The organism is Schaalia hyovaginalis, from assembly GCF_014208035.1.
GTDB lineage: Bacteria > Actinomycetota > Actinomycetes > Actinomycetales > Actinomycetaceae > Pauljensenia > Pauljensenia hyovaginalis.
On the sequence record NZ_JACHMK010000001.1, the window covers coordinates 513,454 to 527,672 of the forward strand.

At 68.5% G+C, this 14,219-nt stretch carries 15 protein-coding genes; 10 read left to right on the top strand and 5 right to left on the bottom strand.

Annotated elements, in window-relative coordinates:
* Positions 1-326 precede the first annotated feature (326 nt).
* Entirely contained in the window at positions 327-1,589 is a 1,263-nt protein-coding gene (locus HD592_RS02185) for a chloride channel protein (RefSeq protein ID WP_184451533.1), read from the bottom strand.
* A 311-nt stretch (positions 1,590-1,900) separates the two neighbouring features.
* Here HD592_RS02185 and HD592_RS02190 point away from each other — a divergent pair, with 311 nt between their 5' ends.
* The 3 genes from HD592_RS02190 (at position 1,901) to HD592_RS02200 (ending at position 4,297) form a co-directional block, all read left to right on the top strand.
* Complete coding sequence (locus HD592_RS02190; protein ID WP_184451534.1) at positions 1,901-2,776, top strand: transporter substrate-binding domain-containing protein; 876 nt, start codon at positions 1,901-1,903, stop codon at positions 2,774-2,776.
* A gap of 79 nt (positions 2,777-2,855) precedes the next feature.
* A complete protein-coding gene (locus tag HD592_RS02195; RefSeq protein WP_184451535.1) occupies positions 2,856-3,518 on the top strand; it encodes an amino acid ABC transporter permease in 663 nt (220 codons plus the stop codon).
* Positions 3,515-4,297, top strand: coding sequence for an amino acid ABC transporter ATP-binding protein (locus HD592_RS02200; protein ID WP_184451536.1), 783 nt, complete (start codon positions 3,515-3,517; stop codon positions 4,295-4,297). The genes HD592_RS02195 and HD592_RS02200 overlap by 4 nt, the downstream gene beginning before the upstream one ends.
* Positions 4,298-4,420: 123 nt before the next feature.
* On the opposite strand, the gene HD592_RS02205 is transcribed toward HD592_RS02200, so the two are convergent.
* From HD592_RS02205 to HD592_RS02215, 3 genes are read right to left on the bottom strand one after another with little or no spacing between them, the layout of a single operon-like run.
* Positions 4,421-4,900 carry a MarR family winged helix-turn-helix transcriptional regulator gene (locus HD592_RS02205; protein ID WP_184451537.1) on the bottom strand — a complete coding sequence of 160 codons (480 nt, stop codon included), beginning with the start codon at positions 4,898-4,900 and terminating at the stop codon, positions 4,421-4,423.
* Positions 4,897-5,586 carry a CE1759 family FMN reductase gene (locus HD592_RS02210; protein ID WP_221437800.1) on the bottom strand — a complete coding sequence of 230 codons (690 nt, stop codon included), beginning with the start codon at positions 5,584-5,586 and terminating at the stop codon, positions 4,897-4,899. The genes HD592_RS02205 and HD592_RS02210 overlap by 4 nt, the downstream gene beginning before the upstream one ends.
* Positions 5,587-5,629: 43 nt before the next feature.
* Positions 5,630-6,976 (bottom strand): CE1758 family FMN-dependent luciferase-like monooxygenase, encoded by a 1,347-nt coding sequence (locus tag HD592_RS02215; protein WP_221437801.1) that lies wholly within the window; start codon positions 6,974-6,976, stop codon positions 5,630-5,632.
* Positions 6,977-7,221: 245 nt separating this feature from the next.
* On the opposite strand from HD592_RS02215, the gene HD592_RS02220 reads away from it, so the two are divergent.
* Together HD592_RS02220 and HD592_RS02225 are read left to right on the top strand one after the other, a co-directional pair.
* Positions 7,222-7,545 (top strand): histone-like nucleoid-structuring protein Lsr2, encoded by a 324-nt coding sequence (locus tag HD592_RS02220; RefSeq protein WP_184451538.1) that lies wholly within the window; start codon positions 7,222-7,224, stop codon positions 7,543-7,545.
* Positions 7,546-7,598: 53 nt separating this feature from the next.
* The gene (locus HD592_RS02225; RefSeq protein ID WP_184451540.1) at positions 7,599-8,336 is read left to right on the top strand and encodes a phosphoglyceromutase; all 738 of its coding nucleotides are present in this window, start codon (positions 7,599-7,601) and stop codon (positions 8,334-8,336) included.
* A 137-nt stretch (positions 8,337-8,473) separates the two neighbouring features.
* On the opposite strand, the gene phoU is transcribed toward HD592_RS02225, so the two are convergent.
* Positions 8,474-9,148 (bottom strand): phosphate signaling complex protein PhoU, encoded by a 675-nt coding sequence (gene phoU / locus HD592_RS02230; protein WP_184451542.1) that lies wholly within the window; start codon positions 9,146-9,148, stop codon positions 8,474-8,476.
* Between the two features lie 182 nt (positions 9,149-9,330).
* Between phoU and HD592_RS02235 the strand changes: the two genes are divergently transcribed.
* From HD592_RS02235 to HD592_RS02255, 5 genes are all read left to right on the top strand, one after another.
* Positions 9,331-10,542 carry a sensor histidine kinase gene (locus HD592_RS02235; RefSeq protein ID WP_343058710.1) on the top strand — a complete coding sequence of 404 codons (1,212 nt, stop codon included), beginning with the start codon at positions 9,331-9,333 and terminating at the stop codon, positions 10,540-10,542.
* Positions 10,539-11,237, top strand: coding sequence for a response regulator transcription factor (locus tag HD592_RS02240; protein ID WP_184451545.1), 699 nt, complete (start codon positions 10,539-10,541; stop codon positions 11,235-11,237). The genes HD592_RS02235 and HD592_RS02240 overlap by 4 nt, the downstream gene beginning before the upstream one ends.
* An 89-nt stretch (positions 11,238-11,326) precedes the next feature.
* A complete protein-coding gene (locus tag HD592_RS02245) occupies positions 11,327-11,839 on the top strand; it encodes a CarD family transcriptional regulator (protein WP_184451547.1) in 513 nt (170 codons plus the stop codon).
* Positions 11,836-12,642 (top strand): IspD/TarI family cytidylyltransferase, encoded by an 807-nt coding sequence (locus HD592_RS02250; RefSeq protein WP_184451549.1) that lies wholly within the window; start codon positions 11,836-11,838, stop codon positions 12,640-12,642. Before HD592_RS02245 ends, HD592_RS02250 begins: the two co-directional genes overlap by 4 nt.
* 155 nt (positions 12,643-12,797) lie before the next feature.
* Positions 12,798-14,174 (top strand): MFS transporter, encoded by a 1,377-nt coding sequence (locus HD592_RS02255; protein ID WP_184451552.1) that lies wholly within the window; start codon positions 12,798-12,800, stop codon positions 14,172-14,174.
* Positions 14,175-14,219: the final 45 nt, after the last annotated feature.

Below are 14,219 nucleotides of genomic sequence, written 5' to 3' on the forward strand. Positions count from 1 at the left end.
GCCGGGAGGGCGCATCGCATCGGACCGGCGGATTTCCGCGCAGAATCGAACTTCGAGGGGCGGCCGCCTCACTTGAGGATCAGGGCGCTCGTCGAAGAGGAGCGCGTGCTCCTCGGCGGAGGGGCCCGCTGAAAATGCCCTTTGTGAAATGCGCCCCGCCCTCGTCGCCCTCGTTGAAGGCCCCGCCGGGAGGCCCTTCTCCTCGTCGTGCCGACGGTTCTGCGCCCGGCGTGCGGGGGTAATGCTTTCGATGGAGAAAAGTGATGCTTTCGGCGCCTGAAAGTGATGCTTTCGATGCCTGAAGGTGATGCTTTCGGCGAAGGGGTCTACGAGGCGTCCGGTGCGCTCCGCTCGGCCCAGGCCGTGGCCGCGACCGCGGCGCCGATCGCGAGCGCCGTCGGGACGAGGATCTGCGCGCCCTGCTGCGTGAACTCGAGGACGAGGACGAGGCCGGTGAAGGGCGCCTTCATCGAGGCGCCGAGGAAGACCGCCGCGCCGATGAAGACGAATGCCGCGATCGAGGTCCCCGGCCAGGCCCACGACCATGCGAGCCCCGTCACCGCGCCGAGACCCGCGCCGAGCGCGACCGCCGGGGTGAGAGTGCCTCCCCAGCCGCCGACGCGGATCGTGAGGAGCGTCGTGAAGGCCTTCGCCGCGAGGACGAGGAGCGCGAGCCCGAGCCCGGCCCCGCCGAGCCACTCGGCGTCGAACTGCGTCTGAGCGCTCGCCTGCCCGTTCCCGAGGACGGAGGGGACCCCGATCGCGACGAGGCCGACGAGCCCGAAGCCGAGGGGGAGGGTCGCGAGGAGCCGGCGGTCCCGGGGGCGCGCCGATTCGAAGGAGTGGACGGTGCGGCGGAAGAGGACGCCGAGCCATCCGATGAAGGGGCCCATGATGAGCGCCCAGCAGACGAGGGACGCGCTCGGCTCGAGGTGGGGCACCGTGTAGAAGGGGGCGGGCCTCTCCCATCCGGTCGAGACGAGGACCGCGATCGCGGACACCGCGAAGGCGGGGGCGACCGTCCTCGAACGGAGGGCGACGAGGAGGATCTCGAGCGTATAGACCGCCCCGGACAGGGGGATCGAATAGACGGCGGCGAGGCCCGCGCCCGCCCCGCAGGCGACGAGGATCCGCAGGTCCTCCGCGGACAGCCCGATCCTGCGGCCGACCCAGGAGGCGAGGGAGGCCGAGATCTCGCGCGGCGCGACCTCCCGTCCGATCGAAGCCCCGAGCCCGACGACGAGGATCTGCGTGAGCGCGTGCCACAGGGTTCGCGCGAGGGGCATCGGAGTCCCCTCGACCGCGGCCCCGACCGAGACGAGCCCACGGTCCCTCCGGAACATCAGCGTCCACGAGACGCCGGCGATGACGCCCGCGAGGAGGAGGACGAGGAGGCGATGAAGGGGGGAGGCCTGAGTGACGGCATCGAGGAAGGCGCCCGAACGGCGGTTCCACGCGATCGCCTCGACGAGATGGAGGGCGAGGACGCAGAGGCGCCCGACGAGACCGGCGAGGACCCCCGTCGCGAGGATCGCGCCCGCGAAGCGGAGGCCGTGACGCTTGTCGGATGCCGGAGGATCGGGATTCACGGGGCTCACTCTACGACCCCGTGTTACGAAGGACCGGGTGGCGGACCCCGCGATGCGAGGGCCGCTTCCGCGTCCTAGGCTCGTCGATCATGAGCCGCACGATCTTCGCCCCCGCCTCCTCCGCCGTCTCGGCGGAGCGCGCGGCGGTGCGTGCTCTTCGCGACTGCCCGTGTCGGACCTGTTGTCGCTGACCCGCCGATTCGGCCGGACCGGAGCGTCCGGCGACGGCTTGCGCGCCTGAGGGCGCGCCCTTCCCCTCGTTCCCCTCGGCGCCCGCCTGCGCCCCTTTCCCCAGCTTCCCAGGAGCCACCATGCCCTCTTCCCTCCTCGCCCGCGCGCTTTCGGCCTCGGCACTCGTCCTCATCCCCGTGCTCGCCCTCGGCGCCTGCTCCTCGGCGCCGACGGCCGACCCCGGGTCCGCGGGCGCCGCGTCGAGCACCGCGGCGGAAGACGACGCCCTCGCCGCACTCCGGGAGTCCGGCGTGCTGAAGATCGGGACGGAGGGCACCTACGCGCCCTTCACCTACCACGATCCGGTGACGAACGAGCTCACCGGCTACGACGTCGAGGTCACCAGCGCGCTCGCCGACAAGCTCGGCGTCGCCCCCGAGTTCGCCGAGGCGAAGTGGGACGCGATCTTCGCCGGCCTCGAGGCGGGGCGCTACGACCTCATCGCGAACCAGGTGAGCGTCAACGACGAGCGCCTCGCCCGCTACGACCTCTCCGACACCTACGCGACCTCGATCCCGGTCGGCGTCGTCGCAGAGGACAACACCTCGATCGCCTCCGTCGACGACATCGCGGGGCTCAGGGGCGCCCATTCGGCGACCTCGAACTGGGCGCAGATCTCGAAGGGCGCGGGGGCGAGGATCGAGCCCGTCGACGGCTTCACCGAGGCGATCACCGCGATCCGCGACGGCCGCGTCGACTACACGATCAATGACAACCTCGCCGTCCTCGACTACCTGAAGTCGACGGGGGACGCGGGCGTGAAGATCGCCTTCGAGCTCCCCGAGCGCGCGGTCGCCCAGGCCTTCGCCCTGCGCAAGGACTCCGGGCTCCTCGACGCGATCAATCGGGCGCTCGACGAGCTCCGCGCCGAAGGGGCGCTCGCGAAGATCTCCGAGAAGTACTTCGGCGAGGACGTCTCCGTCCCGCTCACCGACTCCGCCCGATCCGCGAAGTGAACACCTCCCGCCCTCGTCCCCCGACGCGGGGACGAGGGCGGGGCCCGCGGCCGAGAGCCGCTCATGAGAAAGGCCCCTCGTGGACGCCACCGCCCTCGATCTCCTCAGCCGGTCGATCTGGCCGCTCGCCCGCGGCGCGCTCGCCGCGACGATCCCCCTCACCCTCGCCTCCTTCGCGCTCGGGCTCGCCATCGCGATCCTCGTCGCACTCGCCCGCCTCGGCGAGTCGCGGATCCTCAGGGGACTCGCGAGCTTCTACGTCTCCCTCATCCGGGGGACGCCGCTCCTCGTCCAGCTCTTCGTCATCTTCTACGCGCTGCCCCAGCTCGGGGTCGTCATCGACCCCTTCCCCTCGGCGATCCTCGCCTTCTCCCTCAACGTCGGCGGCTACACGGCCGAGACGATCCGCGCGGCGATCCTCTCCGTGCCCGAGGGCCAGTGGGAGGCGGCCCTGACGATCGGCCTCGACCGGGCGACGACGCTGCGGCGGGTCATCGCCCCGCAGGCCCTGCGCGTCGCCGTCCCGCCGCTCTTCAACACCTTCATCGGCCTCGTCAAGGACACCTCGCTCGCCTCCTCGATCATGGTGAGCGAACTGCTGCGCGAGGCCCAGATCATCGCCGCGCCGAGCTACCGCTTCCTCCTCCTCTACTCGCTCGCCGCCCTCTACTACTGGCTCATCTGCACGGTCCTCGCGATCGCGCAGTCCCGCATCGAGAAGAAGCTGGAGGCCCGCTCATGACCGCACCGCTCCTCGCCGTCTCCGGCCTGAGGAAGTCCTACGGCGACCACGAGGTCCTCAGGGGGGTCGATCTTCACGCTGAGGCCGGCACCGTCACCGCCCTCATCGGCCCCTCCGGATCGGGCAAGACGACGCTCCTGCGCTCGCTCGACGCCCTCGAGATCCCCGAGGCCGGGCGGGTCCGCATCGGCGGGACCGAGGTCGACTACTCGGCGAAGCCCAGCAGGGGAGAGCTCAAGGCCCTGCGCGCCCGATCCGGCATGGTGTTCCAGGCCCACCACCTCTTCCCACACCGCACCGTCCTCGAGAACGTCATCGAGGGGCCGGTCCACGCGCTCAAGCGGCCCGTCGTCGAGGCGAAGGCGCAGGCCGTCGAGCTCTTGCGGAAGGTCGGCCTGGGCGACAAGCTCGACGCCCGCCCCTCGCGCCTGTCGGGCGGTCAGGCCCAGCGCGTCGGTATCGCCCGCGCCCTCGCCCTCGAGCCCGAGCTCCTCCTCTTCGACGAGCCGACCTCCGCCCTCGATCCGGAGACCGTCGGGGACGTCCTCGAGGTGATCCGCGATCTCGCCGATCAGGGCTGGACGATGGTGATCGTCACCCATGAGATCGCCTTCGCCCGCGACGTCGCCGATCGGGTCCTCTTCCTCGACGGCGGGACGATCGTCGAGGAGGGGAGTCCGCGCGAGGTCCTCTCGCGCCCGAGGAACGAGCGGACGCGGCGCTTCCTCTCCCGGGTCCTCGACCCGCTGCGCACCGCCGAGCTCTCCGCCTCCCTCTAGATCGCGCGCCCTTCCCCCGCCGAAAGCATCACTTTGTCGCGCCGAAAGCATCACTTTGTTGCGCCGAAAGCATCACTTTGTTGCGCCGAGAGTGTTCCCGCACTCGACGCGCTCCGCCCTCGATCAGTCTTTCTGGCGCTTCGCGGCCCCGGTCCCGCAGGAGTCGTCGATGCGCCTCTCGATCCGGGTGAAGACCCGATCGAGGACCTCGATCTCCTCATCGGACAGGTCGTTGAGCGCGAGTGAACGGATGATGTCGCGGTGGACGAGCGCAGTCTCCCGGAAGTGGTCCGCCCCTTCAGGGGTGAGGTGGATGAGTCCGCCGCGGCCGTCCTCGGCGCAGGTCGTGCGGGAGAGGAATCCGCGTGCGATGAGCCTGTTCACCGTATGAGTCAGACGGGAGGGGCTGAAGACGACCTGGTGGGCCAGAACCGAGGGGCGGATGCCCTCTTCTCCGGCTCGCGAGACTTGGAGCAGGACGTTGTATTCGGGGAGGCTGATCCTCCGTTTGCTCTTGAGCTCGGTTTCGATCCGGTTAGACAGGCGTGTCGTGGTCGTGAAGTAGGCCTCCCACGCCCGTCCACGCGCGTCGCGTCCGGTCATTCAGTGCCTCCCATGAGCTCTTCAAATTCGACGAATCCGGGCCACGTGTCGGCTTCGGTCGGCGCTTCCGTGTGAGCGCCAAGTGTAGCCGTTCGAATCGTCTGCACGCCCTCGGGGCGGGGCGACCCGTGTCCGGGGAGCCGTGAGAGGAGTTCTTGCGACGCCCTGCGGATCCGTCGGGCGAGTCCGTCGCCGCCGCTGGGATCCGAGTCGTGCGCGTGCGCGCCCCAGTCCTCGGTCGCCGCGTAGACGGCGGTCGGGACGGGGTCGGCGTGCTGGTAGGTGAACAGGGGGCGCATCGCGACTTCCGTGACCAGGCTGTGCCGGGGAGTGCCTCCCGTGGCGCCGAGGGCGACCGGCTTCCCCCTGAGGGCGTCCGGGTCGAGCACGTCGAAGAAGGACTTGAACAACCCGGAGTAGGAGGCCTGATACGTGGGGGTGAGCGCGACGATCCCCTCCGCGCTCATCACGGCGTTCTGGGCCTCGGCGAGGCGCTCGTTTGGGAATCCGGTGAGGACGTGGTCCGTGATCGCATGTGCGAGCGGCCGCAGCGCGATGGTTCGGACGTCGATCCGCGGGGCGGATGAGGCGCCCTCGTCCTCAAGGGTCGAGCGGAAGCGGGAGGCGAGGTTCGCGGTCGAGGATTCCTCGCTCATCCCGGCGTGGATGATGACGATCGTGGGCACGCTTCATCGATTCCTTTCCTGCGGGGCCGGTGGTGCGGGGGCGTCAGGCGAGGTCGCGCAGGAGGGCGTCGGCGTGCGAGACGGCTGCCTCCTCGGATTCGCGCTGCTCGTAGAAGGAGGCGCCGGTCACTGAGTCCTCCTTGGAGGCGATGCGCACTCCGAAGGCGTCGGAGTTGCCGAAGGCTTCTGCGGCCTCGGCCTTCACGCGGGCGGGGGTGTCGCTTGGCGAGGGGGCGTGCGGGCCGCCCAGGCGGACGGATTCGGCGATGCCCTCGGCGCGGGCGAGTTCGCGGCGGATCGCGTTGACGGCGTCCGCCCCGTCGCGTTCGGCCAGGAGGGAGGCGTGAGTCGGCGGGTCCGAGGGGGCTTCCGGATCGCGCATGGCGTCGAATTCGCGGCGCAGGATCGGGACGATCTCGCCGAGGAGGTCGATCTGCTCGAGGACGGTGCGCAGGGGCAGGCCGGCGTGATCGATGAGGAAGAGCTGGCGCTGGTAGTCGCCGACGACGTCGCGGAATCCGAGGGTGCGGTCGATGACCTCTTGCGGGGAGCCGACGGTGAGCGGGGTCTGGCGCATGAAATCCTCGAGGCTGGGACCGTTTCCGTAAACGGGCGCATTATCGAAGTAGGGGCGGAATTCGGCGATGGCGTCCTGGGAGTTCTTGCGCATGAAGACCTGTCCGCCGAGGCCGACGATCGCCTTCTTCTGGGCGCCGTGCCCGTAATGCTCGAAACGTTCGCGGTAAAGGGCGACCATTCGGGCGGTGTGCGAGGGAGGCCAGAAGATGTTGTTGTGGAAGAATCCGTCGCCGTAGTAGGCGGCCTGCTCCGCGATTTCGGGGGAGCGGATCGAGCCGTGCCATACGAATGGGGGGATTCCGTCGAGGGGGCGGGGCGTCGAGGTGAATCCGCGCAAAGGCGTGCGGAATCTGCCGGACCAGTCGATGTCCTCTTCCGACCAGAGCCTGCGCAGCAGGGCGTAGTTCTCGATCGCGAGCGGGATGCCCTGGCGGATGTCCTGACCGAACCAGGGGTAGACGGGGCCGGTGTTCCCGCGCCCCATCATGAGGTCGAGGCGGCCGTTGGCCATGTATTGGAGCATGGCGTAGTCCTCGGCGATCTTCACCGGGTCGTTCGTCGTGATGAGCGTCGTCGAAGTCGACAGGGTGAGGGATTCGGTCGCGCCGGCGATGCGGGCGAGGGTCGTCGTGGGTGAGGAGGAGAAGAAGGGCGGGTTGTGGTGCTCGCCGAGGGCGAAGACGTCGAGGCCGGCTTCTTCGGCGCGCTTCGCCATGACGAGGATGTCGGCGATGCGCTCGGATTCGGTGGGGGTGCGTCCGTTCGTCGGGTCGGTGGTGAGGTCGGAGACGCTCATGATTCCGAACTGCATGGGGGCTCCTTCGTAGGCTTCAGCACGAGAATAGTACAAGTTTCAACTATCTGGGAGAGGTGCGGGGTGATGTTCCTCACTCGCGCGAGGGGTGTTGCGGGAATGAAGGCTGCTCGCGCCCCCGGGAATTCCCCCATTCGTCCCTTAAAAATTATCGCTCTTCATTCGGAGGCATTCCTCTTGCTATTCTTCTTGCGGAATAACGAGCCGAACGTCGGCCCGTCCGAAATGAAAGAGAATCTCGAATGAAGAAGACTCAGGTCGTCCTCGTTGATGACATCGATGGCGGTGCCGCCGACGACACCATCGTTTTCGCTTTCAAGGGCGTCTCCTACGAAATCGATCTTTCTGAAGCGCACATCGAAGAAATGACCGCTGATTTCGCGAAGTGGACGCAGAAGGCGCGGCGCGTGGGTGGCCGACAGACCCGTTCCCGCTCCGCGAAGCCCAAGGCGGATTCGCGCGCCGCCCTCATTCGCGAATGGGCCAAGGCCGAAGGGGTGTCCGTCAACGAGCGCGGCCGCATCTCCGCCGATGTCGTGGCCGCCTATGAGGCGGCGAAGGCCTGAAAGGCCTTCGCGCGCCGGGTGACACGCTCTGAAGAGAATGGAAGAATGACGGCATGACCTACACATTGGTGCTGCTCCGCCACGGCGAGAGCGAATGGAATGCGAAGAACCTCTTCACCGGTTGGGTGGACGTCCCCCTCTCCGAGAAGGGCCGTGCGGAAGCCGCCCACGGTGGCGAGCTCCTCAAGGAGTCCGGAGTCCTCCCGGACGTCCTCTTCACCTCGATGCTGCGTCGCGCGATCATGACGGCGAACCTCGCCCTCGACGCGGCCGATCGCCACTGGATCCCCGTCGAGCGCAACTGGCGCCTCAACGAGCGCCACTACGGCGCGCTCCAGGGCAAGAACAAGAAGGAGATCCGCGACGAGTACGGCGAGGATCAGTTCATGCAGTGGCGTCGCTCCTACGACGTTCCGCCGCCCGCCATCGAGGCCGGCTCGGAATACTCGCAGGACGCCGATCCGCGCTACGCCGGCGAGCCGATCCCGATGACCGAGTGCCTCAAGGACGTCCTCGAGCGCCTCCTGCCCTACTGGGAGGGCACCATCGTCCCCACGATCAAGACGGGCAAGACCGTGATGATCGCCGCGCACGGCAACTCCCTGCGCGCCATCGTCAAGCACCTCGACGAGATCTCCGATGACGAGATCGCCGGCGTCAATATCCCGACCGGCATCCCGCTCGTCTACGAACTCGACGAGGAGACCCTCAAGCCCGTGAAGAAAGGCGGCACCTACCTCGATCCCGAGGCGGAGGCGAAGATCGCCGCCGTCGCCAACCAGGGCAAGTGAGTCCGGAGCGCGGCGCCTCATCGCCTGCGCGATGACCGCGCGCGATCGACTGCCGAGCGGGGCCCGGCCGGGGAGAATCGGCCGGGCCCCGCTTCGTCGTCATCCGTGAGGCGCGCTCGACGGCGAGCCCGGAGAGCTCACAGGTGGGCGTCGATACCGCCCTCGGAGGTCGCCTCCCGGGCGCCCTCGACGATGAAAACGACACGACGGGCCGCCGAAACCGCATGGTCGCCGAAGCGCTCCAGGAAGCGGGCGCCGAGCGTCAGGTCGACGATCTGGCGGCGCGTCAAGGAGACGGAGTCGTCGCCGATGAGGCGGTGGACCTCGACCTGGAGATCATCGAGGGTGTCGTCGTAGCGGCTGATCTCGTCGGCGATCGAGGTGTCGTGAGTGATGATGAGGCGCTCCTCGAGGGCGCCCATCTCGGCGGCGGCGCGGCCCATGCGCGTGATGAGCCCGGCCGCGGGCTCGGCGATGGAGCGGGTCGGGAAGGTGGAGCGGGCGATCGCGGCGAGGTGGCGCGCGAGATCGCCCTGACGCTCCAAGGTCTGCGAAAGGCGGAGCGCCGAGAGGATGAGCCGCAGGTCGGAGGCGACGGGGCCCTGAAGCGCGAGCAGATGGACGCACATCTCATCGATGGTGCGGGCGTTCTCGTCGAGGCGCTCGTCGGCGTCGATCGTCTGCTCGGCGATGGTGATGTCGGCTTCGCCGAGCGCGGTGGTCGCCCGATCGATCGCGCGGGACACTCCGCGCCCCATCCTCTCGAGCTCGGCTCCGAGCTGAGCGAGTTCCTGGCGGTACAGTTCCCTCACGATGCACCCTTTCTGCCGCGGGCCCGGCGCCCGCGCTCGCCTCGGATCCCATCATCCCCGTCTGACCGGGCGATGGAGCGCGGGTGAACGGGACGTGAACACGTGAACACGATTCGGGATGACTTGGGCGGGCGGCTGCGTTCAACGGCCGGACCGGGCGCGTGCGCCGATAGGCTGGGATCGTGCCTGAGATCCTCACCCTCGTCACCGTCGCCCTGCTCGGCCTTCTCGTCGGGGCCCTCGGCGTGGGGTCGTACCGGATGTCGCAGGCCCAGATGGCCCGTGAGGAGTCGGTCGAGCCCGAGCAGCAGGGCTTGAGTGCGGACGCCCTCGCGATCCTCACCTCCCTGCCGACGATTTCGATCGTGGTGGATCGCGACGCTTCGATCCTCAGAGCGGATGCGGCGGCCTTCGCGAAAGGGCTGGTCAAAGGCGAGGGCCTTGCGCACGCCGGCTTAATCGCCCTGGTGAACCGAGTCGTGGAGTCGGGGCTGCCCGCCCGCGAGGAGATGCGACTGCCCCGCTCCTCGATGGACTCCTCGGGCTTCTTGGACTTCAACGTGCGGGTGTCGCCCCTGCCGCGCGGCTACTCCCTGATCCTCGTGGAGGACACGACCGTGGAGCGGCGCAACGAGGCGGCTCGCAGGGATTTCACCGCGAACGTGTCGCATGAGTTGAAGACCCCCGTGGGGACGGTCCGCCTGCTGGCCGAGACGATCGCGGCCTCCCCCGAGGACGTGGACGCGGTCGCGCACTTCGCGCCCAAGCTGGTGCGCGAGGCCGAACGGCTCTCGAGCCTCGTCACCGACATCATCGACCTGTCGCGCCTGGAAGCGCCCGATCCGCTGGCCTCCCCCTCCCTGGTCGATATCGACCGGCTGGCATCCGTGGCCCTCGAGCGCGAATCGACGAGGGCGGCGGCGTCCGGCGTGGAGCTGATCGGTCCGGGCGGATCCAGCGGCGCGCAAGTCTGGGGGGATCCGGACATGATCGCGATCGCGATCACGAATCTCCTGGACAACGCCATCCGCTACTCGCCCGAGGGCGGGCGCGTCGTTCTGAGCGTCGAAGTCGAGGACGACCTGGTGCGGATCAACGTGGTGGATTCGGGGATCGGCATCGCCGAGGACGAGCTCGATCGCATCTTCGAGCGCTTCTACCGGGTGGATCCGGCGCGCTCGCGGGGGACCGGCGGGACCGGCCTGGGCCTGTCGATCGTCAAGCACATCGCCTCCGACCACGGCGGCACGGTGTCGGTGTGGTCGAGGCGGGGGCGCGGCTCCACCTTCACCCTGGTCCTGCCGGAAGCCGCCACCGAGGACTCGAAGGAGCCCGTCGGCGTTGCGGGATTCGACGCCGCTGAGCCTGAGGGAACGCAGGAGGATGACAGATGACGACGATCCTCGTGGTCGAGGACGAGGAGACCTACAGGGAGTCCCTCGCCTTCAATCTGCGGCGCGAGGGCTTCGACGTGATCGAAGCCGGGGACGGAGAGCGCGGATTGGAGCTGGCGCGTTCGGGAGGGGCGGATCTGCTCCTCCTGGATCTCATGCTTCCCGGGATCTCCGGGATCGACGTCTGCAGGAATCTGCGCAAGTCCTCCGATATGCCCGTCATCATGGTGACCGCGAAGGACGACGTGGTGGATCGGGTCATCGGCCTGGAGATCGGCGCGGACGACTACGTGTCGAAGCCCTACGCCTTCCGTGAACTGCTGGCGCGGATCCACGCCGTTCTGCGGCGGAGGACGCCGGCTCCCCGGGCCGTCGAGGACGACGAGCTGCTGGAGGCCGGTCCGATCCGCCTCTGGGTGGACCGGCACGAAGTGCGAGTCGACGGGGAGGCGGTCGCGATGCCGCTCAGGGAGTTCGAACTGCTCGAGTTCCTCGCGAGGAATCCCGATCGCGTGCTCACGCGCGGCCAGCTCATGGACCGCGTGTGGGGCGCGGGCTACCTCGGCGACACGAAGACCCTGGACGTGCACGTCAAGCGCCTGCGTTCGCGCATCGAGCCGGATCCCTCGGCGCCGGTTCGCCTGGTGACCGTGAGGGGGCTGGGATACAAGCTTGTCTCCGAGCCGAAGGGCTGAGCGATGAGGAGGATCGTCCCCAGGGGGCCAAACTCCGACGAATGATAGAATGATTCCCGGAATTCGTATTCATTCAGGGGGAGTCCCACATGTCTTTCGAGATCGGTCAGACGGTCGTCTACCCGCATCACGGCGCCGCAACGATCGAGGAAATCTCGACGCGCAAGATCCGCGGCGAGGAGAAGACGTACCTCACCCTTCGTGTGAATCAGGGCGATCTGACGATTCAGGTGCCCGCCGACAACGTCGATCTGGTCGGCGTGCGCGACGTCGTCGACGAGGACGGCCTGGAGAAGGTGCTCTCCGTCCTGCGCGCCCCCTACATCGAAGAACCGACGAACTGGTCGCGCCGCTACAAGGCGAATCAGGAGAAGATCGCGACGGGCGACATCGTCAAGGTGTCCGAGGTCGTGCGCGACCTGACTCGCCGGGACGACCAGAAGAAGCTCTCCACCGGTGAGAAGCGCATGCTCACGAAGGCCCGTCAGATCCTCGTGTCCGAGCTGGCGCTCGCGCGTGACATCGACAAGGAGGCCGCGGCCCTGCGCCTCGATGAGATCCTCGAGGAGGGGCGCATCGAGGAAGAGGCGCCGAGCGAGTGAGCCGCGCGCTCGCGGTCTTGACCGCTGCGGGTTCGGGGACGCGCCTGGGGGCTCGGGGCCCGAAGGCCCTGGTCGAGCTCGGCGGCGTGCCCCTGCTCGTCCATGCGGCTCGGGGCCTGGCCGAGGCCGGCGTTGCCGGGATCGTCATCACGGCGCCCAGGGATCACCTGGGCGCCTTCGCCTCTTCGTTCCCGGGAGGGCGCCTCAGCCTCGAGGGGCCTCGGGCCGGGGACGGGGCCGTCGAGGTCCCGATCGAGGTCGTTGAAGGCTCTCCCGCGTCCCGTCAGGCCTCCGTCGCCCGAGGTCTCGCAGCGCTGCCCGCCCTCGGCGATCGCTGCGGCCTCGCCCTGGAGGAACGGAGCGTCGTCCTCGTCCACGATGCCGCGCGCTGCCTCACCCCGCCGGCCGCGATCGCGCGGGTCATCGACGCCGTCGCCGCCGGGCATGAGGCCGTGATCCCGGCGATCGCGGTGACGGATACGCTCAAGCGGGTCGGTGAGCGCGTCGACGAGGGCGTGAGGCCCGTTGTCGCGACGCCGGATCGTTCGACGCTGGTGTCGGTCCAGACCCCTCAGGGCTTCGCATGGGGGGCTTTGCGCCGGGCGCATGAATCGGCCGCGGCCCGCGCCGATTCGGAGTCGACCGCGGCGACTGATGATGCCGGTCTCGTGGAGGCGGCCGGCGGGAGGGTCGTCGTCGTCGAGGGCGATCCGCTCGCCTTGAAGGTGACGACGCCCGTGGACCTGGCCCTCGCGGAGCTCCTCCTTTCCGAAAAGGCCCGACTGAATAATTTCATCAGGTGAGAAATCTCCGGATTCCTCGGATCCGAGAAGCCGCGAAAGGCCTGTTCATAAGGGAAGTTGCAGATGAGGGCGGCGGGGGAGCGAACGGAGTCCTCGTTCCGACGTGCTAGGTTCCAGGTGAATCGCGTCAGCGAAGACCCCGATAGGAGCAGTGCATGTCTCAGGCATCGGTCGATTCGGTTCCGGGAGCCTCCGGGAAGCAGAAGATCCTCACCCGGCCCATCATCAGTTGGGCGATGTGGGACTGGGGATCGGCGGCGTTCAACGCAGTCGCCACGACATTCGTGTTCTCCGTCTACCTCACGAGCGACGGGACCTTCGCGCCCAAGGGCGTCGCCACTGAGAACCTGTCGACCGGAATGACGATCGCCGGACTCATCATCGCCCTGCTCGCCCCGATCACCGGCCAGAGGGCGGACCGTCGCGGCAAGGGCGGCGTGTGGCTCGGCTGGTTCACCGGCATGGTCGTCCTGTGCTGCGCGGCGATGTTCTTCGTCGCCCCCGAGTCCCCGATGGGGCCGACGGGCGCGATGTGGCTGGGCATCGCCCTGCTCGGCCTGGGCAACATCTTCTTCGAGTTCGCCTCGGTGAACTACAACGCGATGCTCAACCACCTCACGACCAAGGACAACATGGGCCGCGTCTCGGGCCTGGGCTGGGGTTCGGGTTACGTCGGCGGCATCGTCCTCCTCCTCATCCTGTACGTCGGGCTCATCGGCCCGAACGTCTTCGGGGTCCCCACGGACAACGGGCTCAACATCCGCATCTCGATGCTCATCGCCGCCGCCTGGTTCGGCCTTTCGGCCCTCCCGGTCGTCATCCATCCGCCGAAGCCCTCGGTGATCCGCCACGATACGGGCGAGCACGAGTCCCTGAGGGACTCCTACCGCCTCCTGTGGGGCACGGTGAAGTCCCTCGCGAAGGAGGCGCCGCAGACGCTCTTCTTCCTCATCGCCTCTGCGATCTTCCGCGACGGCTTGGCGGGCGTCTTCACCTTCGGCGCGATCATCGCCGGAACCGCCTTCGGATTCTCCTCCGGGGACGTCATGATCTTCGCGATCGCGTCCAACATCGTCGCCGGCCTCGCCACGATCTCCTTCGGGGGCCTCGATGACCGATTCGGTCCGAAGAAGGTCATCATCTTTTCGCTCATCTCCATGTGCGCCGCGGGACTCGGCGTGTTCGCCCTGCACTCCCACGGGAAGATCGTCTTCTGGACCCTGGGCCTGGTGCTGTGCATCTTCGTCGGGCCGACCCAGTCGGCGTCGCGCACCTTCCTCGGCAGGATGATCCCGAAGGGCCGCGAGGGCGAGGTCTACGGCCTCTACGCGACGACCGGCCGCGCGGTCTCCTTCATCGCCCCGGCGATGTACTGGGTGTTCCTCAGGATCGGCAGCGCGGTGACGCCCGCGGGTCAGGACCACACCTACTGGGGCATCCTCGGCATCATCCTCGTGCTCCTCGCGGGCCTGCTCCTCACGATCCCGGTCAAGCCGCAGGCCGCGCACCTGGACCACCTCGAAGAGGACTGACCCCTCGCCTCCGTGCCGCGGGGAGCGCCTCCGCGCCGAGGGGTG

What these genes read in the sequence shown, in the direction of transcription:
- HD592_RS02190 (WP_184451534.1), top strand. Translation starts at nt 1,901, where the DNA reads ATGCCCTCTTCCCTCCTCGCCCGCGCGCTTTCGGCCTCGGCACTCGTC.
- HD592_RS02200 (WP_184451536.1), top strand. Translation starts at nt 3,515, where the DNA reads ATGACCGCACCGCTCCTCGCCGTCTCCGGCCTGAGGAAGTCCTACGGC.
- HD592_RS02205 (WP_184451537.1), bottom strand. Translation starts at nt 4,900, where the DNA reads ATGACCGGACGCGACGCGCGTGGACGGGCGTGGGAGGCCTACTTCACG.
- HD592_RS02215 (WP_221437801.1), bottom strand. Translation starts at nt 6,976, where the DNA reads ATGCAGTTCGGAATCATGAGCGTCTCCGACCTCACCACCGACCCGACG.
- HD592_RS02220 (WP_184451538.1), top strand. Translation starts at nt 7,222, where the DNA reads ATGAAGAAGACTCAGGTCGTCCTCGTTGATGACATCGATGGCGGTGCC.
- HD592_RS02225 (WP_184451540.1), top strand. Translation starts at nt 7,599, where the DNA reads ATGACCTACACATTGGTGCTGCTCCGCCACGGCGAGAGCGAATGGAAT.
- HD592_RS02240 (WP_184451545.1), top strand. Translation starts at nt 10,539, where the DNA reads ATGACGACGATCCTCGTGGTCGAGGACGAGGAGACCTACAGGGAGTCC.
- HD592_RS02245 (WP_184451547.1), top strand. Translation starts at nt 11,327, where the DNA reads ATGTCTTTCGAGATCGGTCAGACGGTCGTCTACCCGCATCACGGCGCC.
- HD592_RS02255 (WP_184451552.1), top strand. Translation starts at nt 12,798, where the DNA reads ATGTCTCAGGCATCGGTCGATTCGGTTCCGGGAGCCTCCGGGAAGCAG.